General features: G+C 72.4%; 26 protein-coding genes. 14 read left to right on the top strand and 12 right to left on the bottom strand.

Annotation, left to right across the window (positions count from 1 at the left end; all coding sequences use genetic code 11):
• Nucleotides 1–45: 45 nt before the first annotated feature.
• The 3 genes from ACWIHT_RS00355 to sigK are packed head-to-tail and all read right to left on the bottom strand — an operon-like array spanning nucleotide 46 to nucleotide 1,622.
• Nucleotides 46–231, bottom strand: a complete 186-nt coding sequence (locus ACWIHT_RS00355; protein WP_456162796.1) for a hypothetical protein — start codon at nucleotides 229–231, stop codon at nucleotides 46–48.
• A gap of 48 nt (nucleotides 232–279) precedes the next feature.
• Entirely contained in the window at nucleotides 280–1,041 is a 762-nt protein-coding gene (locus ACWIHT_RS00360) for an anti-sigma factor (RefSeq protein ID WP_456162798.1), read from the bottom strand.
• Nucleotides 1,038–1,622, bottom strand: a complete 585-nt coding sequence (sigK, locus tag ACWIHT_RS00365; RefSeq protein WP_456162800.1) for an ECF RNA polymerase sigma factor SigK — start codon at nucleotides 1,620–1,622, stop codon at nucleotides 1,038–1,040. The genes ACWIHT_RS00360 and sigK overlap by 4 nt, the downstream gene beginning before the upstream one ends.
• A gap of 188 nt (nucleotides 1,623–1,810) precedes the next feature.
• On the opposite strand from sigK, the gene ACWIHT_RS00370 reads away from it, so the two are divergent.
• Nucleotides 1,811–2,296, top strand: coding sequence for a cation:proton antiporter regulatory subunit (locus tag ACWIHT_RS00370; protein WP_456162802.1), 486 nt, complete (start codon nucleotides 1,811–1,813; stop codon nucleotides 2,294–2,296).
• Nucleotides 2,297–2,301: 5 nt separating this feature from the next.
• Nucleotides 2,302–3,525 carry a cation:proton antiporter gene (locus ACWIHT_RS00375; protein WP_456162804.1) on the top strand — a complete coding sequence of 408 codons (1,224 nt, stop codon included), beginning with the start codon at nucleotides 2,302–2,304 and terminating at the stop codon, nucleotides 3,523–3,525.
• Between the two features lie 15 nt (nucleotides 3,526–3,540).
• On the opposite strand, the gene ACWIHT_RS00380 is transcribed toward ACWIHT_RS00375, so the two are convergent.
• Complete coding sequence (locus tag ACWIHT_RS00380) at nucleotides 3,541–4,953, bottom strand: hypothetical protein (protein WP_456162806.1); 1,413 nt, start codon at nucleotides 4,951–4,953, stop codon at nucleotides 3,541–3,543.
• 113 nt (nucleotides 4,954–5,066) lie between these two features.
• On the opposite strand from ACWIHT_RS00380, the gene ACWIHT_RS00385 reads away from it, so the two are divergent.
• Nucleotides 5,067–6,296 (top strand): molybdopterin-dependent oxidoreductase, encoded by a 1,230-nt coding sequence (locus tag ACWIHT_RS00385; RefSeq protein ID WP_456162808.1) that lies wholly within the window; start codon nucleotides 5,067–5,069, stop codon nucleotides 6,294–6,296.
• A 322-nt stretch (nucleotides 6,297–6,618) separates the two neighbouring features.
• On the opposite strand, the gene ACWIHT_RS00390 is transcribed toward ACWIHT_RS00385, so the two are convergent.
• Genes ACWIHT_RS00390 through ACWIHT_RS00400 form a run of 3 tightly spaced genes read right to left on the bottom strand, consistent with a single transcriptional unit; the run spans nucleotide 6,619 to nucleotide 8,806 of the window.
• A complete protein-coding gene (locus ACWIHT_RS00390; protein ID WP_456164533.1) occupies nucleotides 6,619–7,416 on the bottom strand; it encodes a class I SAM-dependent methyltransferase in 798 nt (265 codons plus the stop codon).
• 41 nt (nucleotides 7,417–7,457) lie between these two features.
• Nucleotides 7,458–8,075, bottom strand: coding sequence for a TIGR04282 family arsenosugar biosynthesis glycosyltransferase (locus ACWIHT_RS00395; RefSeq protein WP_456162810.1), 618 nt, complete (start codon nucleotides 8,073–8,075; stop codon nucleotides 7,458–7,460).
• Nucleotides 8,072–8,806: a glycosyltransferase family 2 protein gene (locus ACWIHT_RS00400; RefSeq protein ID WP_456162812.1), complete on the bottom strand. Its 735-nt coding sequence runs from the start codon at nucleotides 8,804–8,806 to the stop codon at nucleotides 8,072–8,074. The genes ACWIHT_RS00395 and ACWIHT_RS00400 overlap by 4 nt, the downstream gene beginning before the upstream one ends.
• 105 nt (nucleotides 8,807–8,911) lie before the next feature.
• On the opposite strand from ACWIHT_RS00400, the gene ACWIHT_RS00405 reads away from it, so the two are divergent.
• Together ACWIHT_RS00405 and ACWIHT_RS00410 are read left to right on the top strand one after the other, a co-directional pair.
• On the top strand, nucleotides 8,912–9,667 hold the full coding sequence (locus ACWIHT_RS00405; RefSeq protein ID WP_456162814.1) for a response regulator transcription factor: 756 nt from the start codon (nucleotides 8,912–8,914) through the stop codon (nucleotides 9,665–9,667).
• Nucleotides 9,668–9,669: 2 nt separating this feature from the next.
• The gene (locus tag ACWIHT_RS00410; RefSeq protein WP_456162816.1) at nucleotides 9,670–10,782 is read left to right on the top strand and encodes a sensor histidine kinase; all 1,113 of its coding nucleotides are present in this window, start codon (nucleotides 9,670–9,672) and stop codon (nucleotides 10,780–10,782) included.
• A 52-nt stretch (nucleotides 10,783–10,834) separates the two neighbouring features.
• On the opposite strand, the gene ACWIHT_RS00415 is transcribed toward ACWIHT_RS00410, so the two are convergent.
• From ACWIHT_RS00415 to ACWIHT_RS00425, 3 genes are all read right to left on the bottom strand, one after another.
• On the bottom strand, nucleotides 10,835–11,833 hold the full coding sequence (locus ACWIHT_RS00415; RefSeq protein ID WP_456162818.1) for an NAD-dependent epimerase/dehydratase family protein: 999 nt from the start codon (nucleotides 11,831–11,833) through the stop codon (nucleotides 10,835–10,837).
• Between the two features lie 75 nt (nucleotides 11,834–11,908).
• Nucleotides 11,909–12,595 carry a response regulator gene (locus ACWIHT_RS00420; RefSeq protein WP_456162820.1) on the bottom strand — a complete coding sequence of 229 codons (687 nt, stop codon included), beginning with the start codon at nucleotides 12,593–12,595 and terminating at the stop codon, nucleotides 11,909–11,911.
• Nucleotides 12,592–13,803 (bottom strand): sensor histidine kinase, encoded by a 1,212-nt coding sequence (locus tag ACWIHT_RS00425; RefSeq protein ID WP_456162822.1) that lies wholly within the window; start codon nucleotides 13,801–13,803, stop codon nucleotides 12,592–12,594. Before ACWIHT_RS00425 ends, ACWIHT_RS00420 begins: the two co-directional genes overlap by 4 nt.
• A 143-nt stretch (nucleotides 13,804–13,946) precedes the next feature.
• On the opposite strand from ACWIHT_RS00425, the gene ACWIHT_RS00430 reads away from it, so the two are divergent.
• Both ACWIHT_RS00430 and ACWIHT_RS00435 read left to right on the top strand, forming a co-directional pair.
• Entirely contained in the window at nucleotides 13,947–15,623 is a 1,677-nt protein-coding gene (locus ACWIHT_RS00430) for a nitrilase-related carbon-nitrogen hydrolase (protein ID WP_456162824.1), read from the top strand.
• 236 nt (nucleotides 15,624–15,859) lie between these two features.
• Entirely contained in the window at nucleotides 15,860–16,108 is a 249-nt protein-coding gene (locus tag ACWIHT_RS00435) for a hypothetical protein (protein ID WP_456162826.1), read from the top strand.
• A 42-nt stretch (nucleotides 16,109–16,150) separates the two neighbouring features.
• On the opposite strand, the gene ACWIHT_RS00440 is transcribed toward ACWIHT_RS00435, so the two are convergent.
• Entirely contained in the window at nucleotides 16,151–17,182 is a 1,032-nt protein-coding gene (locus ACWIHT_RS00440; protein WP_262060682.1) for a LacI family DNA-binding transcriptional regulator, read from the bottom strand.
• A 188-nt stretch (nucleotides 17,183–17,370) separates the two neighbouring features.
• On the opposite strand from ACWIHT_RS00440, the gene ACWIHT_RS00445 reads away from it, so the two are divergent.
• Both ACWIHT_RS00445 and ACWIHT_RS00450 read left to right on the top strand, forming a co-directional pair.
• Nucleotides 17,371–19,401, top strand: a complete 2,031-nt coding sequence (locus tag ACWIHT_RS00445) for a beta-galactosidase (RefSeq protein WP_456162828.1) — start codon at nucleotides 17,371–17,373, stop codon at nucleotides 19,399–19,401.
• Between the two features lie 483 nt (nucleotides 19,402–19,884).
• On the top strand, nucleotides 19,885–20,166 hold the full coding sequence (locus tag ACWIHT_RS00450) for an ArsR family transcriptional regulator (protein WP_456162830.1): 282 nt from the start codon (nucleotides 19,885–19,887) through the stop codon (nucleotides 20,164–20,166).
• A 20-nt stretch (nucleotides 20,167–20,186) separates the two neighbouring features.
• Here the strand turns inward: ACWIHT_RS00450 and ACWIHT_RS00455 are convergent, their stop codons facing one another.
• Nucleotides 20,187–21,017, bottom strand: a complete 831-nt coding sequence (locus tag ACWIHT_RS00455; protein ID WP_456162832.1) for a ribonuclease BN — start codon at nucleotides 21,015–21,017, stop codon at nucleotides 20,187–20,189.
• A 179-nt stretch (nucleotides 21,018–21,196) separates the two neighbouring features.
• Between ACWIHT_RS00455 and ACWIHT_RS00460 the strand changes: the two genes are divergently transcribed.
• The 5 genes from ACWIHT_RS00460 to ACWIHT_RS00480 all read left to right on the top strand — a co-directional run bounded on the left by ACWIHT_RS00460 (nucleotide 21,197) and on the right by ACWIHT_RS00480 (nucleotide 24,458).
• Nucleotides 21,197–22,159 carry an SMP-30/gluconolactonase/LRE family protein gene (locus tag ACWIHT_RS00460; RefSeq protein ID WP_456162834.1) on the top strand — a complete coding sequence of 321 codons (963 nt, stop codon included), beginning with the start codon at nucleotides 21,197–21,199 and terminating at the stop codon, nucleotides 22,157–22,159.
• Nucleotides 22,160–22,323: 164 nt separating this feature from the next.
• Complete coding sequence (gene crcB / locus ACWIHT_RS00465) at nucleotides 22,324–22,785, top strand: fluoride efflux transporter CrcB (RefSeq protein ID WP_456162836.1); 462 nt, start codon at nucleotides 22,324–22,326, stop codon at nucleotides 22,783–22,785.
• Complete coding sequence (locus ACWIHT_RS00470) at nucleotides 22,782–23,162, top strand: DUF190 domain-containing protein (RefSeq protein ID WP_456162838.1); 381 nt, start codon at nucleotides 22,782–22,784, stop codon at nucleotides 23,160–23,162. Before crcB (ACWIHT_RS00465) ends, ACWIHT_RS00470 begins: the two co-directional genes overlap by 4 nt.
• Complete coding sequence (gene crcB, locus ACWIHT_RS00475) at nucleotides 23,159–23,533, top strand: fluoride efflux transporter CrcB (RefSeq protein WP_456162840.1); 375 nt, start codon at nucleotides 23,159–23,161, stop codon at nucleotides 23,531–23,533. The genes ACWIHT_RS00470 and crcB (ACWIHT_RS00475) overlap by 4 nt, the downstream gene beginning before the upstream one ends.
• Before the next feature lie 88 nt (nucleotides 23,534–23,621).
• Entirely contained in the window at nucleotides 23,622–24,458 is an 837-nt protein-coding gene (locus tag ACWIHT_RS00480) for an undecaprenyl-diphosphate phosphatase (protein WP_456162842.1), read from the top strand.
• The last annotated feature ends 32 nt before the right edge of the window (nucleotides 24,459–24,490 follow it).

The raw sequence follows: 24,490 nt of genomic DNA on the forward strand, positions 1-24,490 counted from the left end.
GCCGGGTGGGGCCGAGGCGCAGCCGTCCGCGCTGTGGGGTGGCGGTCATCGGCGGTTGCGCTCGAACGCGTTGCGTACGTCCCGGACGCTGCCGCCGCCCTCGACCCAACGGCCCGCTGCCCAGCCCAGCGCGCCCAGCGCGGCCACGAGCAGGAAGGCGCCGAACCCGCCGAACCAGCCCGCGAACGCCAGCGCCATGCCCGTGATCATCCCAACGAACGGTGTGCTCATGCCCATCCACCTCTCACCCGGATCCCCTTCTGCCCGTGACCGGCCGCCCTACTCCAGAGTCGGGAAACTCAGCAGGGCGACCGCGGCGGAGGTGGGCTCCTTCGAGCCGCCCTCCGGTTCGACGGTGACGCCCATGCCCGAGGCACCGTCGACCGCGCCGCGCAGCAGGACGGCCTGGTCGGCGCGGCCGGGGTCCATCAGGCCGGCCGGCCGCATGGTCCCGGCGTCGTCGAACCACAGCTGGTAGACCTTGTCGCCCGGCGGCCGGGCCATCCCCGAGACGACGAACACGGCCCGGTCCCGCACCCGCGAGACGACAACGGTACCGGTGGCGCCGCCGGCCAGGACGGCGGCCCGGGTTCTGGCGTCCGGCGCGGCCAGTACGGCGGCGATCCCGTCCGTCGCCTGTCGTGAACTCCGCGCCTGGGCACGGGCGTTGTCGGCCTCCTGGTGCTGCCACAGGGCCGTCCCGCCGAGCGCGGTGGCCGCCGCGAGGCAGGCGGCGAGCGCCCACCGCGACAGTGCGCGGGCGCGCGGACCGGGCCTCGCGGGGAGCGCCCGGACCGGGGTCCTGCCGGGGGTGTCCTGACGGACGGTGGTGATCCGGCGCAGTACTCGCTCACGCAGTTCCGGAGCGGGCGTCGTGGCGACGGCGAGCGCCAACCGGGCGGCGGTGGCGGAGAGTTCGGCGGCCTCCTGGGCGCAGGCCGCGCAGCCCGGCAGATGGCGTTCGAAGGCCGTGTTCTCCTCGTCGGACAGGGCGTGCAGGGCGTAGGCGCCGGTCAGCCGGTGCGGGTCGATGGTCGTCACGCGGTCACCCCCAGGCAGTCGCGCAGCCGGATGAGTCCGTCGCGCAGTCGGGTCTTCACGGTCCCCAGCGGAAGCGCCAGCGCCTCCGCGACCTCGCGGTAGGTCAGCCCGCGGTAGTACGCCAGGGTGACGGCCTGGCGCTGCAACTCGGTCAGCGTGCGCACACAGCGCCGCACCTGCTCCCGTTCGAGCCGGGCCTCGACGTGCTCGGCCACCTCGTCGTACTCGGGCAGCCGGTCCAGCAGCGCGGCCTTGTGATCGCGGGCCGCGGCGGCGTCCGCCGAACGCACTCGGTCGATGGCACGCCGGTGGGCCAGGGTGAGGATCCAGTTGATCGCCGTACCGCGGTCGGAACGGTAACGGGGAGCGGTCCGCCACACCTCCACCAGCACCTCCTGCGTCACCTCCTCCGACTGCGCCTGATCACGCAGCACGGACCGCACGACGCCCAGCACCGGCCCCGCCACGACGTCGTAGACACCGGCGAACGCGTCCTCGTCGCCGAGCGCGACCCGGCCCACCAACTCCGCCAGGTCGGGACCCGTCGGCTCGCTTCTTCCGATACGTACTGCTTCTTTCACCGAGGGCCTCCGCGGTCGGGACATGTCCGGGCGTAATCCGTTCCTGCCGGGACCGCGGATTGGTTGCGGCGCGGGCGAAATCGCCTGTTCTGCGCCTGTTCTACGGCGCCGGAATGGTCAAGGACTGTTAAAGAAGCGTCAAGAGCATGTAAGGTTCACGGAGATCTTCGAGGAACAGGGGACACGTCATGGGCACTCCACGCGTGAGCAGTACACCGTTGCCGGGGATCGGTGTCCGCTACGACCTGACGACACGTGAGCGGCGCGTACTGTCGGTCGTCGCGCACCGGGACGGCGAGCGGACCCTGAACGCGTACCGGTCCGACGACCCGGACGCCTGCGCCCTGTCCGTACGGCTGACCACGGCGGAGACGGCCGCGCTCGTCGACGCCCTGTTGCCCGAGCACCACAGCCCGAACCTGCTGTCCACCACCGAACTGGGCCTGGTCGCGGAGCGCATCCAGCTGTCGGCGCTCTCCTACTGGAACGGGCGGGTCCTCGGCGAGACCAGGATGCGCACCGAGACCGGCGTCTCGATCGTGGCCGTGCTGCGCAGAGCCGAGGCCGTCCCCTCACCGACACCGGACTTCCGGCTGGCCGGCGGGGACACCCTGATCGTGATCGGCACCCGCGAGGGCGTCGAGTCGGCCGCCGCGATACTCGGGCGGGAGTGACCGCGATGCACTCCTCCGCGAGGTTCCTGATCGAGTTCGGCGCGATCATCCTGGCCCTGGGACTCCTGGGCCGGTTCGCCGCACGCTTCCAGTTCTCCCCGATACCGCTCTACCTCCTGGCCGGACTCGCGTTCGGCGAGGGCGGGCTGCTGCCGCTGGGCACCAGCGAGGAGTTCGTCGCCATCGGCGCCGAGATCGGCGTCATCCTGCTGCTGTTGATGCTCGGCCTGGAGTACACGGCCAGCGATCTCGTCTCCAACCTCAAGACCCAGTACAGCGCGGGTCTCGTCGACGCCGCCCTGAACGCGCTGCCCGGCGCCGCGATGGCCCTGCTGCTCGGCTGGGGACCGGTCGCCGCGGTGGTGCTGGCCGGCGTCACCTGGATCTCCTCCTCCGGCGTCATCGCCAAGGTCCTCGGCGACCTGGGCCGCCTCGGCAACCGCGAGACCCCCGTCATCCTGAGCATCCTCGTCCTCGAAGACCTCTCGATGGCCGTCTACCTCCCGATCATCACCGCACTCCTCGCGGGCGCGGGCCTCGCCTCGGGCAGCCTCACCCTCGTCGTCGCCCTCGGCGCCGCGGCCCTGGTCCTGCTCGTCGCGGTCCGCTACGGCCGCCACATCTCCCGCTTCGTCTCCAGCGACGACCCCGAGAAACTGCTCCTGGTCGTCCTGGGCCTGACCCTCCTGGTCGCCGGACTCGCCCAGCAGCTCCAAGTCTCCGCCGCCGTCGGCGCGTTCCTCGTCGGCATCGCCCTGTCCGGAGAGGCCGCCGAGGGCGCCCACAGCCTGCTCTCTCCGCTCCGCGACCTGTTCGCCGCCGTGTTCTTCGTCTTCTTCGGCCTGCACACCGACCCGGCGAGCATCCCGCCCGTCCTGCTGCCCGCACTCGCCCTGGCGATCGTCACCGCGGGCACGAAGATCGCCACCGGGTACTGGGCGGCCCGGCGCGCGGGCATCTCCGCCAAGGGCCGCTGGCGGGCGGGCGGCACCCTGGTCGCCCGCGGCGAGTTCTCCATCGTCATCGCGGGCCTCGCCGTCACCGCCGGCATCGAACCCTCGCTCGGCCCGCTGGCGACGGCGTACGTGCTCATCCTGGTCATCGTCGGCCCGCTCAGCGCCCGCTACACCGAACCGCTGGCCACCCGCCTGACCGGGCGCCGACGCGACAAGACCGCCCCCGTGACCGACGCGAACACCACGGCTCCGGAGCCCCACGAGGTGGCGTAGGCCCGTGCCGGCGCCTCACCAGCCCGTCAGGAGAAGGTGGTTGAGGAGCAGGGCCAGAACGGCCTGCGCGGTGAGCCAGGCGCGGGGCCGGGGAAGGAACGCGCAGGCGGGCAGTAGCCACATCGCGAACGGCAGCCAGATGCGCTCGGTCTCCGCCTTGCTCATACCGGAGAGATCCGCGACGAGCAGGGCGAGCAGCGCGGCGAACACCAGCAGGGCGAGCCGGGGTTGGGGAACTGCGGTGCGCAAACCGCCGCGCAGTTCTGGGAGTTGGGTGCCCGCCCGCCGCAGTCCCGCCACCGTCGCCGGGCCCACGATCAGGACGGTGCAGGCCAGGTTCGCCCACACCCAGTAGCCGTACGGCCGGGTCCCGCCGACCCCTTCGTAGTAGCGGGTGATCAACAGGCGGTACGCCTCCCACCAGTTGAAGCCGAGCAGCGTGAACACCACTGGTACGACGGCGAGTCCGGCGACGACGTACGGGAGCGGGCGGAGCCGCCGCTGCCCGAGCAGCAGTGCGGCGCCCGCGATCACCGCGAACAGCGTGAGCCCGTACGAGAGATACGCGGTGAGGCCGAGGAACAGTCCGGCGGCCAGGCCGGTCGAGCGCGGCCGTTGTCCGGTCACCGCGAGGGCGAGGAACGCGACGGACCAGGCGGCGACCGCCGCGAAATAGCCGTCCGCCGAGGTGCCCACCCACACGGCGGCCGGGGCGAGGACGAGGAACGGGGCGGCGCGGCGGGCGAGTTGCTCACCGGCAAGAGCGCGCACGGCGACGAGGACCGCCGCGCCCGCCGTCGCCCCGACGGTGATGCACCAGACGCCCGCCCAGGCCCCGCCGCCCAGCCCGATCCGGTCCAGGAGGACGAAGGTGACGGTGGCCGCCGGGGGATGCCCGGCGATGTGCGCGGGCCAGGGCGCGGGGGAGTGGCTGAGGATGTGGTGGGTGAAGTCGCGCAGGGTGGCGGGGATGTCGTGGAAGCGGCCGATGACCGTCAGGTATTCGTTCGTGGTCGTGAGCCGTCCAGCGATGCCCCGCTGCCAGCCGTCGACCAGGGCCAGCGAGAACGTCCACGCCATGGCGGTGCCCCAGGCGGTGAACAGCAGTGCCCGCCAGGGCAGTTGGGTGGCGAGCGCGGGGCCGTAGGCCACCACGGCGACCGCGACGGCGAGCGCCGCCGGGGTGCCGGGGCCGACATGCGGCTCCCACTGGGCGAACACGGGCGGCCAGCCGACGAAGAGCGAGTGGTGGCGGCGCTGGATCGCGGTGCCGACCAGCACCGCCACCAGGACGAGCAGCGCGGCGGCGAGGGCGGCCGACAGATCGCGGACGTGGTCGCGCGGACGGTCGCCCGGAGCGTCATGGGGAGGGTCGGCGGGGCGGGCGCCGTGGTGGCGCTCGCGGTCGACGAGAAGATCGCGGTTCACATCGACACGCTAGGTCGGGGTGCGTCCGGCGGAGCCGCCGCCGAGGGAGACGTCAGGGTTTCGTCATGGTTTGCGAACCCGTTCGGGGGGTGTCCCCGGCCTACGGTCGGGGCATGCCACGCTCCCCCTCCTCGCCCGCCTTCTGGCGCAGCCCGCTGCGCGGCCCCTGGTTCACCTCCGTGCTGGGCGTCGTGCTGCTTGTCGGGATCACCGTGCTGTTCGTGACGGGTCTGCTGTCGTACGCGGCCTACAACCCGGACCTGGCGCCGGTGAACGACCAGACCCCGGACAAGGGCCTCCTGGGCTTCTATCTCTTCGCCTGGCCGACCGACCCGTCCTGGCTGTACCGCCTCACCCAGGGCACGCACGTCACCCTCGGCATCGCGCTGATCCCCGTCCTGCTGGCGAAGCTGTGGTCGGTCGTCCCCAAGCTCTTCGCCCTGCCGCCCGCCCGCTCCCTCACCCACGCGCTGGAACGGCTCTCGCTGCTGCTCCTCGTGGGCGGCGGCCTGTTCGAGTTCACCACGGGCGTGCTCAACGTCCAGCTCGACTACGTCTTCCCCGGCTCCTTCTACCCCCTGCACTTCTACGGCGCCTGGGTCTTCTTCGCCGCCTTCCTCGCCCACGCCGTCCTGAAGACACCGGCGGCCCTGCGCAACCTGCGCCATGGACTCCCTGACAGGAAAGGGGAGTTGGTGTCGCCCAACCCCGCCGAACCCACCGTCTCGCGCCGCGGCGCCCTCGGCGTGGTCGGCGGCGGATCGCTGCTGCTGTTCGGCACGACAGTGGGCCGCGGCTTCGACGGCCCGCTCCGGGAGACGGCCCTGCTCGCACCGCACGGCGGACCCGAACCGGGCTCAGGACCCGGCGCCTTCCAGATCAACAAGACGGCGGCGGCGGTCGGGATCGACGCCAGGGAGACGTCCGAGGACGCGTGGCGCCTGGTCGTCGAGGGCAACGGCCGCACGGTCCGCCTCGGCCGGGCCGCACTGCTCCAACTCCCGCTGCACAGCGCCGCGTTGCCCATCGCCTGCGTGGAGGGCTGGTCGACCTCCGACCAGTGGTGGCGAGGCGTACGCCTGCGGGATCTCGCGGCACTCGTCGGCTGCGACACCGACACCGCCCCCGACGTCCTCGTGGAGTCCCTGCAACGGCACGGGGCGTTCCGCCGGTCCGCCCTGCGCGACAACCAGGTCCGCGACCCGCGCTCCCTGCTCGCCCTGTTCGTCAACGGCGCCGACCTCACCCCCGACCACGGCTACCCCGCCCGCGTGATCGTCCCCGCGGCACCCGGCGTGCTCAACACCAAATGGGTGGCCCGTATGACCTTCGGAGACCTGTGATGCGCGTACGGTTCCGGCGGCCGGCCCTCGGCAGCCCACTCCAACTCCTGCTGCTGGCCTGCTCGTTCGCGCTCGCCGGGTACGCGGGGGTGCGGCTGCTCGCGGACGACTGGTTCGGGGTGGTGCTGTGGCTGGTGGGCGCGGCGGTGCTGCACGACCTGGTGCTGGTGCCGTTGTACGCGGGCGCGGACCGGGCGCTCGCCCGGGTGCTGGGCGCAGCGGGACACCGGGAGTGGACGGGGTACGTCCGGGTCCCGGCGCTGCTCTCCGGTCTTCTGCTGCTGGTGTGGTTCCCGCTGATCAGCGGGAACGTCGCGGACCGCTACCGGTCCGCCACCACGCTCTCCGGCGACGGGTTCCTGTCCCGCTGGCTGCTGGTCACGGCGGCGCTGTTCGGCGGCTCGGCCGTGCTGCTCGTCCTGCGGTCGCTGCGGTTGCCGCGGCTTCCACGATTGCGCAGGGCGAGGAAGGAGCGGTCGTCGGCGGTCCACTGACCCTCCGGGCGCCACCCGGCCCAGTCGGCGTGGCGCAACAGGGCCGGGGTGCCGAGCCGGGCCCACGGGAAGGACGTACCGGAGGCTCCGCGGCCGTCGGCGACCCGCACCCGCACCCGTTCGTCGACGTCGACCGGAGCGGTCTCCACGACCAACAGCCCACCAGCGGCGAGGAGTTGGGACATCCGCCGCAGCAGCGCGTGCGGGTCGCCGCCGATGCCGACGTTGCCGTCGATGAGGAGGGCGGTGTCCCAGCGGCCCTCGCCGGGGACCGGTTCGAAGACGGACCGGCGCAGCGCCTGCCCGCCCAGCCGGACGGTGTGCGCGACGGCGGCCTCACTGACGTCGATGCCCAGCACCGGCCGCCCCTGCGCGGCGAGCGCCGCGACGAGCCGCCCCGGCCCGCATCCCACGTCGAGCACGGCCCCCTCGCACCGGCGCAGCACCTCCCGGTCCGCCGCGTCGGCCTCCGCGCACCAGCGCTCCACCTCCAGGGGCAGCAGCCAGCCGTCGGTACGGCGGAGGAACAGCGGGCCGCGACCGGTGCGCAGCGCGTCGGTGTACGGGTCGTCGGACCAGGGGCGGGCGGGGGATTCCGAGGGCGGGCAGTCGATGAGCGCGGTCACCGGGCGCGCGCCCTCGCCGGTCGGCACCGGACGCGCCGCACTCACCTGCCGACTCCCGTCCTCAGCCGCGCCAGTTCCCTCGCGAACCGCCCCAACGGCGCCTCGGCGGCGACCAGTTCGGCGTCGTACGCCGTGTCGACGTCCCGCAGCGGCGGGAGGTCGCGGACGCGCAGGCCCGCGGCGGTCAGCCGGGCGCGCTGCACGGCGCCGGTGGTCGGCGTCGACATCGGTACGCCCCGCAGGAGCGCCGGGTCGGGGTCGGCGAGGCCGAGCGCCCAGAAGCCGCCGTCCTCGGCCGGGCCGAAGTACGCGTCGCAGCCGGCGAAGTCGACGGTGAGGAGCGCGGGCGTCACCTGTGGAGTGTCCATGCCGATCAGCAGCGCGGGCCCGGCGCAGCCCGCGAAGGCGGCGGCGAGCCGTTCGTCGAGGCCTCCGCCGCACTGCGGTACGACGTCGAAGCCGGCCGGCAGCCAGGGGCCCGGCGCTCCGTCGAGCACCAGCACCCGCCGCCGCGCGGGTGTCGCCAGCAGTGCGTGCAGGGTGTCGGCGAGCGAGGCCTCGGCGAGCGCGGCGGCCTCCTCGGGTGTGAACGGCGGAGTGAGCCGGGTCTTGACCCGTCCCGGGCGCGGTTCCTTGGCGATGACGAGAAGGGTGGTCACCGGGAAAGGGCTCCTTGAAGTGAGGGGGCGGCTGTCGGGGGTTCGGCGAGCACCCGGCGCATGTCCCGTACCGCGTGCCAGGTGCCGCGCCAGGTCCCGGTGACCTTGGAGGCGCCGGTGCGCGGCAGATACGGCACGTCGTGCTCGGCGACGCGCAGACCGGCGTCGGCGGCACGCACCACCATCTGGAGCGGGTAGCCGCTGCGGCGGTCCGTGAGGCCGAGCGCGAGCAGCTCCGTGCGGCGGGCGGCCCGCAGCGGGCCGAGGTCGTGCAGCCGTAGTCCGGTGCGGCGGCGCAGCATCCGGGCCAGCGCGAGATTGCCCGCCCGGGCGTGCGCGGGCCAGGCCCCGCGCCCCTGCGGTCGGCGCCGCCCGAGCACGAGATCGGCCTCGCCGTCACGCACCTCGCGGACGAAGTCCACCAGCAGGGACGGGTCGAGCGAGGCGTCGCAGTCGCAGAAGCAGACGATGTCCGCGGTGGCGGCCAGCAGCCCGGCATGGCAGGCGGCGCCGAACCCGCGGCGCTCCTCGCGCACGACGGTGGCACCGAGGCCGCGGGCGAGTTCCGCGGAACCGTCCGTGGACCCGTTGTCCACGACCAGCGCGCGCCAGCCTCGCGGAACGCGGGCCAGTACCCAGGGCAGGGCCTCGGCCTCGTCGAGGCAGGGGAGGACCACGTCGACGGGCGCCGGGTCCGGTTCTGGTGGGGGAGAGGTCGTCACGGCTTTCACCCTACGAGCGCGAATCCGGCATACCGGACTTCGGTTCCTTACGAAACACGGACGTCCGGGCAGCGGATCCGGAAGGCGGACGCGGCCGGTGGGACCCTTGACGACATGCAGCAGCCGTACGAATCCCCAGGTGCCGTGCCCGTCGAGAGCGGGCCCGCCCACCCGAAGCGCGTCCTCGTGGTCGACGACGATCCGACCGTCGCCGAGGTCGTCTCTGGATACCTCGACCGCGCCGGATACCTCGTGGACCGCGCCGAGGACGGGCCGGGCGCGCTCGCCCGGGCCGCCGCGCACTGGCCGGACCTGGTGGTCCTCGACCTGATGCTGCCGGGCATGGACGGTCTGGAGGTGTGCCGCCGGCTGCGCGGCCACGGACCCGTGCCGGTCATCATGCTCACCGCGCGCGGCGACGAGGACGACCGGATCCTCGGTCTGGAGGTCGGCGCCGACGACTACGTCACCAAGCCGTTCAGCCCACGCGAACTCGTCCTCCGCGTGGAGTCCGTGCTGCGCCGCAGCGGCCCCCCGGCCGTGACCCGCCCCCTGCGCGCGGCGGGACTCACCGCCGACCCCGCCGCCCGCCGCGCCACCAAGAACGGCACCGAACTCGCCCTCACCCTGCGGGAGTTCGACCTCCTCGCCTTCTTCCTACGGCACCCGGGCCGGGCGTTCAGCCGGGAGGACCTGATGCGGGAGGTCTGGGGCTGGGACTTCGGCGACCTGTCGACCGTCACCGTGCATGTACGGCGGCTGCGCGGCAAGGTCGAGGACGATCCCGCCAGGCCCCGCCTGATCCAGACGGTGTGGGGCGTCGGCTACCGCTTCGAACCCGCCCGCACCGGCTCGGTCGAGGAGGGCTGATCATGCGCGACATGCTGCTCATCGCCCTGTTCGCCTTTCTGGGCGCCGCCGGAGCCGGAGTGCTCGGCGCGGGCGCGCTCTGGCTGCTGCGCCGGCGGTCGCTCACCGCGTCCGTGTCCGTGGTCGCCGCCGTCGCGGTGACGGCGATGCTCGCGGGCACGCTGGCGGTGGCGCAGGCGATGTTCCTGTCCTCGCACGACCTGTCCGTCGTCACCACCGTCGTCGCCATGGCGGCCGTGGTCTCCCTGCTCACCGCGCTGCTGCTCGGCCGCTGGGTCGTCGCCGGCAGCCGTGAACTCGCCCGCGCCGCACGGGACTTCGGCGACGGCGGCGACTTCTCGGCACCCGAGGGCGCGGCGACGGCCGAACTTGCCGATCTGAGCCGGGAGTTGGCGGCGACCAGCGCCAAGCTCGCCGAATCCCGGGACCGGGAACGCGCGTTGGAGTCCTCGCGCCGCGAACTCGTCGCCTGGATCTCCCACGACCTGCGCACCCCGCTCGCCGGTCTGCGCGCGATGTCCGAGGCCCTGGAGGACGGCGTCGCCGCCGACCCCGACCGCTATCTGCGCCAGATCCGCACCGAGGTCGAGCGCCTCAACGACATGGTCGGCGACCTCTTCGAGCTCTCCCGCATACACGCCGGGACCCTCACGCTCTCCCCGTCCCGGATGTCGCTCTACGACCTGATCGGCGACGCCCTCGCCGGCGCGGACCCCCTCGCCCGCGAGCACGGGGTGCGACTGGTCGGCGACCGGATCGTGGCGGTGCCGGTCGAGGTGGACGGCCGCGAGATGAGCCGCGTGCTGGGCAACCTGCTGGTCAACGCGATCCGCCGGACACCGGCCGACGGCACGGTCGCGGTCGCCGCCGAGCGGTCAGCCGAGGGGGTCGTGCTGTCCGTGACGGACGGCTGCGGCGGTATCCCGGAGGAGGATCTGCCACGCGTCTTCGACACGGGCTGGCGCGGCACCCACGCGCGGACACCCCCGGCGGGGGCGGGTCTGGGCCTGGCCATCGTGCGCGGCATCGTGGAGGCCCACCAGGGCCGCGCCGCCGTACGGAACGTGACCGGCGGCTGCCGCTTCGAGGTGACCCTGCCGATGGCCGAGGGGTGACCAAAGAAGACCCCCTCGGCCGCCCGGCCGTCGCTCTCCGCGCAGCTCCCGGCTATCGCTCTCCGCGCAGCTTGGACACCGCGAACTCCCGCATCCCCTCCGGGAATCCGACCTCGGCCTTCCATCCCAGCTCGGCCCGCAGCCGTGACGAGTCGGCCGTGATGTGGCGGACGTCGCCGAGCCGGTACTCCCCGGTCACCACGGGCTCGGGCCCGCCGTACGCGGCGGCCAGCGCGTGCGCCATCTCGCCGACCGTGTGCGGGTCCCCGCTGCCGGTGTTGTACGCGGTCAGCGCCCCCGCCCGGGACTCGGACTCCAGCGCCGCCGCATTCGCCGCCGCCACGTCCCGTACATGCACGAAGTCCCGCCGCTGGCCGCCGTCCTCGAACACCCGAGGGGCCTCGCCACGGGCGAGCGCGGACCGGAAGAAGGAGGCGACCCCCGCGTACGGGGTGTCGCGCGGCATCCTCGGGCCGTACACGTTGTGGTAGCGCAGCGAGACGGCCGAACCACCCGTGGCGCGCGCCCAGTTCGCCGCCAGATGCTCCTGGGTCAGCTTGGTCGTCGCGTACACGTTGCGGGGGTCGGCCGGAGCGTCCTCGCCCACCAGCCCCGGCGTCAACTCCTCGCCGCAGTGCGGACATCGGGGCTCGAAGCACCCGGCGTCCAGATCGGCCACGGCCCGGGGGCCCGGCCGTACCGGGCCGTGCCGCTCGCAGGTGTAGGCGCCCTCGCCGTAGACGACCATCGACCCGGCGAGCACCAGTCGGCGCACCCCCGCGTCGGCCATCGCGGCGAGCAGCACGGCCGTACCGAGGTCGTTGTGGGAGACATAGTCGGGCGCGTCGCCGAATCCCGTGCCCAGTCCCACCTTCGCCGCCTGATGGCATACGGCGTCCATGCCCGGCAGCGCGGACGCGACCGCCTGGGGATTGCGGACCTCGTGGCCGTCGCGCAGGTCGAAGACGACCGCTTCGTGTCCGCGTGCGGTCAGCGCCTCGACGACATGGGACCCGATGAACCCGGCACCGCCGGTGACCAGTACTCGCATGGGACAGACGCTAGGACGACCGACCCGGCGGGCGGCAGTGTCAGGGCCGCCGTGTCATCGGTCCGTAAGACCTGCTCACGGGGTTCCCGTGAGGCCCGCGCGCTGCGCGATCAGGGCGGCCTGCACCCGGTTGTCGAGGCCGAGGCGGGTGAGGATGCGGTTGACGCGGCTCTTCACGTTCGCCTCGCTGAGCCCGAGGTCCGAGGCGATCCGGGAGTTGGAGAGGCCGCGCGCGACCAGGACGAGGACCTGTAGCTCGCGCTCGGTGAGCAGTTCCGTCAGCTTCCGCTCGTCCGGTGTCGGCGGGTCGGCGCGGAGCGCGGTGGGCAGCGCGGTCACGGTGTCGATGAGCCGACGGGTGACGCTCGGCGCGAGCACGGGCTCCCCGCCGACCGCCGCGTGCAGGGCGCGGGCGAGGTCGTCGGGGTGGCTGTTCTTCAGCAGGAAGCCGTCCGCGCCCGCGCGAAGGGCCGCGTGCACGTACTCGTCCAGGTCGAACGTGGTGAGGACGACGACCCGTGGCGCGGGCCCCGGCCCGGGCCAGTCGCCGACGATGCGCCGGGTGGCCTCGACGCCGTTCGTGCCGGGCATGCGGACGTCCATCAGCACGACGTCGGGCCGGAGTTCGACCGCCCGCGCCACCGCCTGCTCACCGTGCGCCGCCTCCCCGACGACCGACAACCCCTCGCGGCGGTCGATGACCAGCCGCAGCGCGGTCCGGACGATCTCCTGGTCGTCGACGACGAGCACCCGTACGGTCATCCGCCCGCCTCCGCCGGTCGTGGCGCCGTCCCGCACAGCACGGCGCGCAGCCCCCAGCCGCCGTCCTCGCGCGGCCCCGCCGCCAGCTCACCGTCGAAGGCCGCCACGCGTTCCCGCATACCGACCAGCCCCCGACCCGATCCACTGACGGACCGGTGACCCGGAGCGGCCGGATCGTTGCGCACCTCGATGACGAGGCCGCTGTCGTCGCCGCACACGCTGACCTGAACCTCCACGGGCCCCGCGTGCTTGACCACGTTCGTCAGCGCCTCCTGCACGATCCGGTACGCCGAGACCCGCATCCCCGCCGACGGCGCCGCCCCCGGCCGGATCTCCGGCGCGTACGTCACCCGGCAGCCCGCCGACCGGGCGACGTCGATGAGCGTGTCGAGGTGGTCGAGGGACGGTTCGGGCGCGAGTTCCCGCTCCCGGAACGACAGCAGCCCGAGCAGGCGCCGCATCTCGACGAGCGCGGTGTCGGCGGTGGTGGCGATCAACCCGACCCCCTGAGCCGCGAGGGGCGGATCGTCGTCCATGACGTCCTGCGCGGCCCTGGCCTGTACGGCGATGGCGCTGACGTGGTGGGCGACGACGTCGTGCAGATCGCGGGCGATACGGGCCCGCTCGGCGATCGCCGCCTGCCGGGCGTTGAGCTCCTGCTCGGCCCTGAGCCGCCGGTTGAGGTCGCGCAGCCGGTCGGCGTCGGCGCCGATCCTGCGTCTGCCGTGTCCCAGGGTCCAGGCGAGGGCGAAGAAGAAGACGAACGTCGTGGCGCTGATCGGCTCAAGCGACCCGAGACGCGGTGTCTGCCAGTGCCCGCTGAACGCGTCGGCGGTCATGGCGGAGGCGAGGCACAGCAGAGTCCCCGGCAGGCTGGCCGCGACCGGCTCGTACCGGGCTAGGGCGTACACCCCGAGCATCAGCAGGAACGGGCCGGGGATCTTCCCCGGGATCGGCCCGAGCACCTGGAAGGCGACGTAGAGGACGGTCATCGCGGCCAGGACGGTACGAGGCCGGGTGCGCCGCCACAGCAGCGGGACGGTCTGCGCTCCCCACAGGGCCACGGCCCATGCGCTCGGCGCGGGGCCGCGGTCGACCACCGTGGCCATGTCGAACAGCGTCAGACCGCCGCCGAGCGCGACATCCGTCAGCCGCGGCCGGGCGGCGAACCAGCGCTGTGCGGCCCGTGGCAGGGCCCTCGTCTCCATGACCATCTCAGTTCATCAGGCTAGGGCAGCGGCAGTCGGGCCGGATCCTCCGCGGGGCGCGCATCGATGGTTGCGCCGTCCCGCCGGAGATCGCCGCGGGGACGGAGGCGTCACAGGGTCCCGCACTCCTAGCGTCGTTCCCCATGACGAACCTCCCCGCAGAACAGACCCGCCCTTCACCCACTACGGAAGCGGCGACCAAGTCCCTTGTAAGGAACGGGAGTTCACGTCCCGTCGCGAGGTGGGCCCTGCTCCTGCTCGGCACCGGGACGTCGCTGTTCGCGGTGGGCGGCCGGTGGGACGTCCCGGCCGCCGCCTGGATCTCGCTGGTGCTCCTGCTGCGCTTCGCGCGGATCGGCCGTGCGTGGTCCGGGGCCCTGTGGGTCTGGGCGGCGCACGTGGTGGCCGCCGTCTTCTGGGTCCAGGAGTCGGCGATCGGCCTCGGCCCGGTGGCGGTCGCGGGCGCCGTCGCGCTGGCCGCACTTCAGACGCTGCCGTTCCTGGCCGACAGACTACTGACCGGCCGACTGCGCCCCGGCACGGCGGCCCTCGTCTTCCCGGCCGCCGTCGCCGCCGCCGAGTTCCTGATCACCGTGGTGTCCCCGTTCGGCACGGCCTACGGCTCGCTCGCGGTCACCCAGTACGGCGACCTCCCGCTCCTCCAGGTCGTCTCCGTCACCGGCCCGTGGGGGATCGGCTTCCTGATCGCCTACTTCGCCAGTACCGTCAACCGCCTCTGGGAACGGCCCAGTTGGCGAAGCGGCCTGGTCTACGTGGCCGTACTGCTGACCGTCGTACTCGCCGGTGGTGCGCGGCTCGCCCTCGCCCCCTCCACGGCCCCCACCGTCCGCGTCGCCGGAATCAGCCCCGGCCGGGCCGTGACCGACGCCCAACAGGCGGTGTTCTCGAAGGTCCCGGACATCGCCACCGCGCCCGCCACGACGGTCGAACCCGCCATGACCGCCGTAGAGAACGACCTGCTGGCCGCCACCCGGCGCGAGGCCGCCGCCGGGGCCAAGATCGTCATCTGGCCCGAGGAGGCCGTCAAGGTCCAGGAGTCCCACGAACCGGCCGCCATCGCCGCCGCACAGGACCGGGCCCGCCGGTCGGGCGTCTACCTGGAGATCGGCGTCCGCGTCTACAGCGGGAGGGCCCCCGCCCACGACAAGGACGAGGCGCTCCTCATCGACCCGCGCGGAAAGGTGCTGTGGACCTACCAGAAGGCCCACCCCATCCCGGGCTCCGAGAAGTTCACGCCGGGCGACGGCCGCGTACCCGTCGCCGACACCCCGTACGGCCGGATCGCCGATGTCATCTGCTACGACGCCGACTTCCCCGCCATGATGCGGACCCGCGCCGACATCATGCTCGTCCCCTCCCACGACTGGCGGGAGTACGGAGTCGCACACACCGAGAAGGCGAGCCTGCGGGCCATTGAGGGCGGCTACTCACTGATCCGCCAGGACGCGGAGGGCGTCTCGGCCGCCTACGACCACGAGGGCCATGTCCTCGCCGCCACCGACTACTTCACGACCGAACAGCAGACCATGGTGGCCTATGTGCCCATCCACGGCGTCACCACGATCTACGACCGGATCGGCGACACCTTCGCCTGGCTCTGCCTTGCCTGCGTCCTCGCGTTGACCGTCACCGCCCTCGCCCGTCCGAAGAGGCGGACGGTCCCCGCCGAAGAAGAAGCTCAGCACGACCGTGACGGTGGCGGCTACGGCGAGCCGCAGGGTCCAGGTGGCCGCGGAACCGTCCACGAGCGCGGACGAGACGGCGGGCAGGTCGAGCAGGACACCGCTCAGGGGCAGTGAGCCCGCACCGCTCAACAGGTAGACCCACAGCGGGGGTTCGTTGGAGACGACGAGGACCGAGGCGGCGAGGACCACGATCGCGCTGAGTACGACGGTGAGCGAAGTGATGTCCATGGCCACGAGCATTCCGGCCGACGGCCGGCGAATCGTCGGCGCGGCGGAGGATCGCCGTCTCTACCAAAGGGTATAGACACGCCTCCCACTACAACCTTCCGGAGGGCACCACCGCCACGTCCATGCCCAGCACCTGCCACGGTGCCCGGACAGCGGGCGACGACTCGGCCGTCCCGCACTACGCCTGCTCCCTGCCCACCTGGGCCGGGCCCGGCGCGGACGTCAGCTTCCCGTTCCAGCTGCGCATCGACCGGGTCGTCCCCGACGCCACCGGCCACGTCACCGTCCACCCGCACACCGACAAGCCCGTCACCTTCGACCCGAACAGCGCGAACGACACGGCCGAGGTGATTGTCAACCCGACCGCCTGACAGCGACGACGAGGAGGGGGCGCGCCCCAAGCTCGCCCCCTCCTACGTCGACTCCCGCTTCACCAACTCCGTCGGCAGGATCACGGCCGCCGTGTCCTCGCCCCCGATCTGCGCCAGCAGCACCCGCACCATCTCCGCGCTGATCCGGTCGAACGGCTGCCGCATCGTGGTGAGTTCGGGGCTGGACGCGAGCGCGGCGGGGGAGTCGTCGAAACCGCCGACCGCCACGTCCTCCGGCACCCGTCGTCCGGCCCGCTCCAGCGTGGTCAGCACACCCCGCGCCATCAGGTCGGAGGCGACGAACACCGCGTCCAGGTCCGGGACTTGGGCCAGCAGCCGCTCGGCGCCCCGCTCGCCGCTGAGCCGGCTGTAGTCGCCGGAGACGACGAGCCGGTCGTCCACCTCGACGCCCGCCTCGGCGAGCACCTCCTTGTAACCGGCGAGGCGCTCGACACCGCCCGGGGTGTCCAGCGGACCGGTGACCGTGCCGATGCGGCGACGGCCGAGGGAGAGCAGGTGCCGGGTCATGTCCCGGGCGCCGTCCCGGTCGTCGGCGGCGACATAACTGATCTTGGAGCCGAGGCCGATCGGCTTGCCGCACGCGACCAGCGGTACGCCCGCCTCGCTCAGCTCCTCCGCGACCGGGTTCCCGGAGTGGCTGGACACCAGCAGCACCCCGTCGACGTGCCCGGAGGTGATGTACCGCGTGATGCGCCGCCGCTCGTCCTCGGTGCCGGCCAGCATCAGCAGCAGCGGGATGTCGTGCGCGGCCAGCGCCTGGGTGCAGCCGCGCAGCAGGATGTTGAAGTTGGGGTCCTCGAAGAACTTCTCCTGCGGTTCCGTCAGCAGGAAACCGACCGAGTCCGAGCGCCCGGTGATCAGCGAGCGCGCGTGCCGGTTCACGACGTAACCCGTCCTGCGGATGGCCGCGTTGACGGCCTCCTGCGCGGCGGGGCTCACATAGTGCCCGCCGTTGAGGACCCGCGACACCGTGCCCCGTGAGACGCCGGCCTCGCGCGCCACGTCATGGATCGTCGGTGGTCTGCGCCGACCCCCCGTATTGCTCATGGTCACGACTCTACGGCGCCCGGGGCCGGAGCCTGAAGCACCGCTGGGGGACCGCTGTGTGAGCGTTCACAGCATTCACGGCAGAGAAACATCAGGGACACTTGTCAGCGGTCACGGACGTGCGGTTATGTTGGGGCAGCGCCTCAGGGCGCGCTGTGTGCACGTTCCCAAATGATCGACTACGGGAGAGATCCATGCCGGAGACCACACCCAAGGGGCTCACCAGGCTCGCCTTCGGTGGGGACTACAACCCCGAGCAGTGGCCGGAGAGCGTCTGGCAGGAGGACGTCCGGCTGATGCGGGAGGCCGGCGTCACCATGGTGAGCGTCGGGATCTTCTCCTGGGCCCTGCTGGAACCCGAGCCCGGTGTGTACGACTTCGGCTGGCTCGACCGGCTCCTCGACCTCCTGCACGAACACGGCATCCGCGCCGACCTCGGCACCCCCACGGTCGCCCCGCCCGCCTGGTTCTACCGCGCCCACCCCGAGGCCCTCCCCGTCACCGCCGACGGCGCCCGCTACGAGTTCGGCTCACGCGGCGCGATCTGCCACAGCAACGCCGACTACCGCGCCGCCGCCGCGAACATCACCACCCGCCTCGCCGAGCGCTACGGCACCCACCCGGCCCTCGCGCTGTGGCACGTCTTCAACGAGTACGGTGTCCCCGTCTCCGCCTGCTACTGCGACTCCTGCGCCGCCCACTTCCGCCGCTGGCTGACGACGACGTACCAGACCGTCGACGGCGTCAACGAGGCCTGGGGAACCGCCTTTTGGGGCCAGCGCTACACGACCCTCGACCAGATCAACCCACCCCGCCTCACCCCGACCGCCGTCAACCCGGCCCAGGCGCTGGACTACACGCGGTTCGCGGACGCCACCATGCGCGAGAACTTCACCGCCGAACGCGACATCCTGCACCGCCTCGCCCCCGGCATCCCCGTGACCACCAACTTCATGGCCGCCCTCAGCCAGTGCGAGTCCGTCGACTACTGGGCCTGGGGCCGCGAGGTCGACCTCGTCACCAACGACCACTACCTGATTACCGACGGCCGCCGCACCCACGTCAACCTCGCGATGGCCGCCGACCTCACCCGCTCCGTCGCGGGCGGCGCCCCCTGGCTGCTCCTCGAACACTCCACCTCGGGCGTCAACTGGCAGCCCCGCAACCCCGCCAAGGCCCCCGGCCAGATGGCCCGCAACGCCCTCTCCCACGTGGCGCGCGGCTCCGACGGCGCGATGTTCTTCCAGTGGCGCCAGTCCCGGCGCGGCGCCGAGAAGTTCCACTCGGCGATGCTTCCGCACGGCGGCACGGAGACGCGCGTCTGGCGTGAGGTGGTCGAACTCGGCGCGTCTGTCGAGCAGTTGAGCGACATCCGCGGCAGCCGCACCCGGGCCGACGTGGCCGTCGTATGGGACTGGCAGTCGTGGTGGGCGCAGAAACTGGAGTGGCGCCCCAGCCAGGACCACGACGCCCGCGAGCGCGCCGACGCCTTCTATGAAACCCTCTACGACCGCCACCTCACCGTCGACTTCGCCCACCCGGAAGCCGACTTGTCGGCCTATCCCCTTGTCGTCGTACCCGCCCTCTACCTGACGACGGAGGCAGCCGGCCGCAATCTGAAGCGGTACGTCGAGCAGGGCGGCACCCTCGTCGTCTCCTACTTCTCCGGCATCGTCGACGAGCACGACGCCGTCCACGAGGGCGCGTATCCCGGCCCGCTGCGGGACGTACTCGGCCTGACCGTCGAGGAGTTCTCGCCGTTGCTGGCGGGCCAGCGGGTGCGCGTCACCGGACCCGACGGCTCCGAACTCACCGGCGACGTATGGACCGAGTTCGTGGTCCCGCGCGGCGCCGAGACCGTGTGGACGTACGCCGAGGGCCTCACCGCCGACCACCCGGCCGTCACCCGGCACCGCCTCGGCGAGGGCACCGCCTGGTACGTGTCCACGCGTCTCGACGCCCACGGCCTCGACGCCCTGCTCGGCTGGGCCGCCGAGGACGCCCGGATCGCGCCGCGCGCCGAGCTGCCGTACGACGTCGAAGTCGTGCGCAGGGAAGGCGAGTCGGGCAGTTTTCTCTTCGCGATCAACCACAGCGCCTCGGACGTCAAGGTGCCGCTGGGCGCCGACGGCACGGAGCTGCTGACCGGCGAGCGGGCCGCGGGCGGTCTCGCGGTTCCTGCCGGTGCCGTGCGGGTCGTACGACTCGACCGACTCGACGGCTGAGCCGACTCCCCTCCGCCCGCGAGAGCCGTGAGCCGCGGGCGGAGGGGGACGTCCGACGCCCCGCGCGCGTGCGGGCTTGTACGGCTGTGGCCGTGTGGGTCCGCCAACTCCGGCTTCGGAGAAGGGAGTTCGTCCCCGGGCGGGTTACCGCGTCCCGTCCGTTGTGCTGCGCCTCGGCGTCGACGGCACCGAGCCGCTGACCGGTGAACGTGCCACGGTCGCGCGGCTCGACGGCGGTCGGCGCGCGTGCGTTCTTGTGCGGCTGCGACGGTGGGGTTCGGCCAACTCCGGGTCTGGAAGGCGGAGTTCGATCCCGGCGGTCTCCGCGCGTCCCGCACGTTGCCCCATGCCTCAGCGGCGACCCCCGCGTCGAACAGGAACGGTCGGTCCCGGACAAGGGGCACCGAGTCCGGGACGCGGTGGACCGTGCTGCGGGAGAGTGGGGGGACGCGGCGCGCGGCGCGCAGGACGGAGGGGCACGAGATGCTGAGGACTCCGGCAAGTCAACGACGACTGGACATCCTGGAGTGGCTGAGAGATCCGGCCGCCCATTTCCCGGCACACCGGTATCTCGCCGAGGCCGGGGTCGGTTCGGAGGCGGTGGCGGCCAAGCTGGGCGTGCCCCGCCAGGTGGCCGAGACCCACCTCGAACTCCTCGCGTCCCTGGGCCTGTTGCGCACCCGGCGGATCCGGCTGCGCACCTACTACCAGCGCGACGAGGTCCGGATCGCCGAGGTGGCCCGGATGTTCGAGAAGGGCTGGTAGCAGGACCGGCGGGCCGAGCGTCACACCGCGCCCTGCCCGGAGTCCGCCTCCTCCGGTGCCTCCGGTTCCGTGCGGAACGACGCGTCCGGGTCCCCGAACCGCTCGCACAGCAACCTGCCCACCAGCGCGCCGCCGTAGAGCACGAACCCCACGCCGACCAGCCAGGACTCCACCACCAGCACCGTGCCGACCGGGCCGTAGCTGACCGCGTTGGTGACCAGGAGCGGGGTGAACACCAGGTACGAGAACCAGCGCAGGCCGACCAGGCCCGCCATTGTGGCGAGCGCGCCCGGCAGCAGATAGCGCCAGTGGACCTGGCGGCTGAGCAGGAAGTGCGGGCCCCACCAGAAGAACAGCAGACCGGCCGCCATGCTGAGCAGGATGCGGGCCGTGCCCGCGAGGACGTTGCGGGTCTGCACCTGCGCGTACAGATAGCCCATCAGCATGACCAGCCAGATCAGTTGGCGCCAGATGCGGTGCCAGGGCGCACCGGTCGGGCGCCACACGTGCTCGTAGCCGCTCTGCACACTCGACGCGAAGGACAAGCCGAACAGCGCGAGCAGCGCCACGCTCCAGGCGCTGGTGGTGCCGATGACCTTGCGGGGCGGGGTGAAGACGTCGGTGAGCGCGCGGGCCGAGCGGCCGGACAGGTCCATGCCGTCCACCAGCCACAGCGCGAACCCGCCGTGCCCGATCGGATCGGCCGCGGCCACCACGATCAGCAGCGGCGCCAGCGTGACGAGGGCGAGCGTCGCGAATCCCATGGCCCGGTGCAGCAGCTCCAACTCCCGCCCGCGCCGGTTGAGTTCGGCCAGGCCGAGGCGCTGCCACGCCGTGCGGACTCGGTTCACCGGGGCGTTCCCGCGCGGCGGGCGGCCGACCACGTCATGCGAGGCCCCCTTCTCACTTCTCGCCTGTCGGCAGCGCGATCCGGGTCACCGGGAATACGCTCGGCAAACGTGACCGGGTGCCGCGATGACCGGGAAGAACAGCAAGCGTACGCGCGCCGGTCCCAACCGTGGAGGTGTTCGTGGACCGACCCAAGGCACTGCTCGCCCGCCGCTACGTCGCGATCGGGGGCGTGGGTCCCGAGGACGTGGTGGCCGACGCCCGCGGCCGGGTGCTGACCGGCGTCGAGGACGGCCGCATCCTCCGCCTCGACGGACTGATCGACCCCGAGGCGGTACGGGTGGAGACCCTCGCCGACACCGGCGGACGGCCGCTCGGCCTCGAACTCCTCCCGGACAACGCCCTGTTGGTGGCCGACGCGGAACGCGGGCTGCTGCGCGTCGACTTGGCGGACGGAACCGTACGCGTCCTCGCCGACTCGGTGGCGGGGGAACCGCTGCGAGGTTGCAGCAACGTGGTCGCGCTGTCGGACGGCAGCGCGTACTTCACCGTCTTCAGCCTCCGCTACTCGATCGATCAGTGGATCGGCGACATCGTCGAACACACCGGCACCGGACGGCTGTTGCGCCTCGCACCCGGCGCCGACCGTCCCGAAGTCCTCCTGGACGGACTCCAGTTCGCCAACGGACTCGCCGCGAGCGCCGACGAGTCGTTCCTGGTCGTCGCGGAGACCGGCGCCCGCCGACTGACCCGCTACCGGCTCACCGGACCGGAGGCGGGCCGGAGCGAGACCTTCGCCGACGACCTCCCCGGCATGCCCGACAACCTCTGGCGCGGCGGCCCGGACGGGCCGATCTGGGTGGCGCTGGCCGGCCCGCGCGTCCCGCCGCTCGAACTCCTCCACCAGGCCCCGCCCGCCGCACGGCAGGCTGCCGCACGTGTCGCCGTACGCGTGCCCTTCCGCCCCACCGGCATGATCGGCGCCATGGCGTTCGACGACGACGGAACCGTCGTCCACCACCTCGTCGCGCACGGTTCGTCCTACCGGATGGCCACCAGCGTGTGCGAGGCCGCCGGGCACCTGGTGCTGGGCAGCGTGCGGGAGCGCGGGATCGCGCTGTGCGAGCCGCCCGCCCCGAAGTGACCCCGGCACGTCACCGGCGTTACCCTGATGCCCGACCGCGAGCACCCCTCGCGGCGCGGCGGTGGGGCCCGCCGTACCCGAACCGCGGCAGAGGTGCCGCCAACGGTCCCTACTTGTAGAGGCGTGTGCCCCCAGGGCCCCCGACGAGTAGGAGACGTACGGCCATGACAGCTCCCGAAGCCGAGAGCGTGCGCGCCCGGCCACAGACCCCGAGGCCTTCCGTCTGGCGCGGTCAGGGACCCGTGGTCGCGGTGGTCGCGCTCGGCGGCGCGATCGGGGCCACAGGGCGCTACGCGGCCTCCCTGTGGTGGCCCGCGCAGAGCGGCGGATTTCCCTGGACGACGTTCTGGATCAATGTCGTCGGGTGTGCCGTGATCGGCGTTTTCATGGTGGTCATCACCGATGTGTGGGCCGCCCACCGGCTGGTGCGGCCGTTCTTCGGCACCGGTGTGCTCGGCGGCTTCACGACCTTCTCGACGTACGCCGTCGACATCCAGAAACTGGTCGACGCGGGCCATCCCCGCACCGCGCTGGCCTATCTCGCCGCGACCCTGATCGCGGCGCTCGCGGCGGTGTGGCTCGCGGTGACGGCGGCCCGGCGCGTCCTGAAGTGGAGGCAGCGATGACCAGGCTGACCGGCAGCGCCCTGCGCGTGACCGTCTTCATCGGCGAGAACGACACCTGGCACCACAAGCCCCTCTACACGGAGATCGTCCACCGCGCGCACACCGCCGGACTGGCCGGTGCCAGCGTCTTCCGGGGCATCGAGGGCTTCGGCGCCTCCTCCCTGATCCACACCACCCGGCTGCTGTCGCTCAGCGAGGACCTGCCGGTGGCGATCGTGATCGTGGACACCGAGGAGCGGGTTCAGGCCTTTCTGCCGCAGCTCGACGAACTCGTCGGCGAGGGGCTGGTGATCCTCGACGACTGCGAGGTCATCAGGTACGTCGGCCGCGCGGACGAGCCCGGCGGAACGGACGCGAAGGGTAAGAAGTCGTTGTGAACTGGCTGTTGGTCGTCGCGGGAGCCGTCGTAGGCGCCCCGCTCCGCTATCTCACCGACCGCGCGGTGCAGACCAGACACGACTTCGTCTTCCCCTGGGGCACCTTCGCGGTGAACGTCACCGGCTGTCTGATCCTCGGCACCCTCACCGGCGCCGTGTCCGCCGGTGCGGCGGGCTCGCATCTCCAACTCCTCGTCGGCACAGGCCTTTGCGGGGCCCTGACGACGTACTCCACCTTCTCGTACGAGACACTGCGACTGACCGAGACAGGGGCGGGGCTCTACGCCGCCGCCAACGTCGTCGGCAGCGTGATGGCGGGCCTCGGTGCGGCATTTGTCGGGGTGTCGATCGCGCAGGCCCTGTGGGCGTAAGAAATCGGGCGGATCCCGCGCCCGACCAGGATCGCCTTCAGCGCTATTGTCTACAGCACTGTCGACCAATCCCGAAGAACTGGATCTCATGAGCGTCATCAGCGTCGGTCAGGCCGCCGTCCTCGGAGTCGTCGAGGGGGTGACCGAGTTCCTGCCCGTCTCCTCCACCGGCCATCTGAAGATCGTCGAGGGGCTGATGCACATCCCCGTGGACGACGATTCCGTCGTCGGGTTCTCGGCCGTCATCCAGGTCGGCGCCATCGCCGCCGTGCTCCTGTACTTCTTCAAGGACATCGTGCGGATCGTCACCGCCTGGGGGCGCGGCCTGTTCAACAAGGAGGAGCGCTACCACCACGACTACAAGTTCGCGTGGTGGGTCATCTACTCGACCATCCCGATCGTGATCGTGGGCCTCGCCGCGAAGCCGCTCATCGACGGCCCGCTCGGCTCGCTGTGGGTGGTCGCCGCCTCGCTGATCGTCGGCAGTGGTGTCATGTGGGCGGCGGACCAGATGGGCCGGCACAAGCGCGGTGAGGACGACACCACCTTCAAGGACGCGATGCTGGTGGGCAGTTCGCAGATCCTCGCGCTGCTCTTCCCCGGTTTCTCGCGCTCCGGCGCCACCATGTCCACCGGTCTCATCCTCGACCTGGACCGCCTCGCCGCCACCCGGCTCTCGTTCTTCCTCGGCATCCCGGCCCTGACCGGCGCCGGCATCTACGAGTTGAAGGACGCCCTGGGGGCGGGCGTCGGCGCCGCCCCGCTCGCCGTCGGCACGATCGTGTCCTTCGTGGTGGCCTACGGCTCCATCGCCTGGCTGCTGAAGTTCGTCGCGAAGCACTCCTTCAACGCGTTCGTGATCTACCGGATCATCATCGGCGTCCTGCTGTTCGGGCTGCTCGGCGCGGGTGTGCTCAACAGCTGACACCGGACGGACGATCATGGCGGAGGGCGTGA

The sequence above is a fragment of the Streptomyces sp. NPDC002276 genome (genome assembly GCF_053891435.1).

What these genes read in the sequence shown, in the direction of transcription:
- ACWIHT_RS00425 (WP_456162822.1), bottom strand. Translation starts at nt 13,803, where the DNA reads ATGGAGACGAGGGCCCTGCCACGGGCCGCACAGCGCTGGTTCGCCGCC.
- ACWIHT_RS00370 (WP_456162802.1), top strand. Translation starts at nt 1,811, where the DNA reads ATGGGCACTCCACGCGTGAGCAGTACACCGTTGCCGGGGATCGGTGTC.
- ACWIHT_RS00450 (WP_456162830.1), top strand. Translation starts at nt 19,885, where the DNA reads ATGCTGAGGACTCCGGCAAGTCAACGACGACTGGACATCCTGGAGTGG.
- ACWIHT_RS00410 (WP_456162816.1), top strand. Translation starts at nt 9,670, where the DNA reads ATGCGCGACATGCTGCTCATCGCCCTGTTCGCCTTTCTGGGCGCCGCC.
- crcB (WP_456162836.1), top strand. Translation starts at nt 22,324, where the DNA reads ATGACAGCTCCCGAAGCCGAGAGCGTGCGCGCCCGGCCACAGACCCCG.
- ACWIHT_RS00480 (WP_456162842.1), top strand. Translation starts at nt 23,622, where the DNA reads ATGAGCGTCATCAGCGTCGGTCAGGCCGCCGTCCTCGGAGTCGTCGAG.
- ACWIHT_RS00420 (WP_456162820.1), bottom strand. Translation starts at nt 12,595, where the DNA reads ATGACCGTACGGGTGCTCGTCGTCGACGACCAGGAGATCGTCCGGACC.
- ACWIHT_RS00375 (WP_456162804.1), top strand. Translation starts at nt 2,302, where the DNA reads ATGCACTCCTCCGCGAGGTTCCTGATCGAGTTCGGCGCGATCATCCTG.
- ACWIHT_RS00405 (WP_456162814.1), top strand. Translation starts at nt 8,912, where the DNA reads ATGCAGCAGCCGTACGAATCCCCAGGTGCCGTGCCCGTCGAGAGCGGG.
- ACWIHT_RS00385 (WP_456162808.1), top strand. Translation starts at nt 5,067, where the DNA reads ATGCCACGCTCCCCCTCCTCGCCCGCCTTCTGGCGCAGCCCGCTGCGC.
- ACWIHT_RS00415 (WP_456162818.1), bottom strand. Translation starts at nt 11,833, where the DNA reads ATGCGAGTACTGGTCACCGGCGGTGCCGGGTTCATCGGGTCCCATGTC.
- ACWIHT_RS00470 (WP_456162838.1), top strand. Translation starts at nt 22,782, where the DNA reads ATGACCAGGCTGACCGGCAGCGCCCTGCGCGTGACCGTCTTCATCGGC.
- ACWIHT_RS00430 (WP_456162824.1), top strand. Translation starts at nt 13,947, where the DNA reads ATGACGAACCTCCCCGCAGAACAGACCCGCCCTTCACCCACTACGGAA.
- ACWIHT_RS00445 (WP_456162828.1), top strand. Translation starts at nt 17,371, where the DNA reads ATGCCGGAGACCACACCCAAGGGGCTCACCAGGCTCGCCTTCGGTGGG.
- ACWIHT_RS00435 (WP_456162826.1), top strand. Translation starts at nt 15,860, where the DNA reads ATGCCCAGCACCTGCCACGGTGCCCGGACAGCGGGCGACGACTCGGCC.
- ACWIHT_RS00355 (WP_456162796.1), bottom strand. Translation starts at nt 231, where the DNA reads ATGAGCACACCGTTCGTTGGGATGATCACGGGCATGGCGCTGGCGTTC.